Annotated in this window: 1 protein-coding gene; it reads left to right on the top strand. The window is 60.9% G+C overall.

The window, feature by feature from the left end; genetic code table 11:
* Positions 1 to 7 precede the first annotated feature (7 nt).
* Positions 8 to 266: amidohydrolase family protein (locus FVQ81_12610; protein MBW7997388.1), on the top strand; the 259-nt coding region annotated here is incomplete at its 3' end.

The raw sequence follows: 266 nt of genomic DNA, 5'->3' as shown, positions 1-266 counted from the left end.
GCAGTTGATGAACCTCGACTGGAGCGGTCTTGACAACCCCGGCTGGGATACGTCCCAGGCCGATGAACTGGAACGGGCGGTGGAAAAAGGGTGCGCGGGCCTGAAGATATTCAAGGACCTGGGCCTGGAAGTCAGAGACAAAACAGGTGAGTTGATCCGGGTCGATGACCGCAGGCTGGACAGGGTTTTCGAGCGGGCGGGACAATTGGGAGTGCCGGTGCTGATGCATAGCGCGGACCCGATGTGGTTCTGGCGGCCGCTGGATG

It is taken from the genome of Candidatus Glassbacteria bacterium (assembly GCA_019456185.1).
Taxonomy (GTDB): Bacteria; Gemmatimonadota; Glassbacteria; order GWA2-58-10; family GWA2-58-10; genus JAJRTS01.
This window is presented reverse-complemented; position numbering and strand designations above follow the sequence as displayed.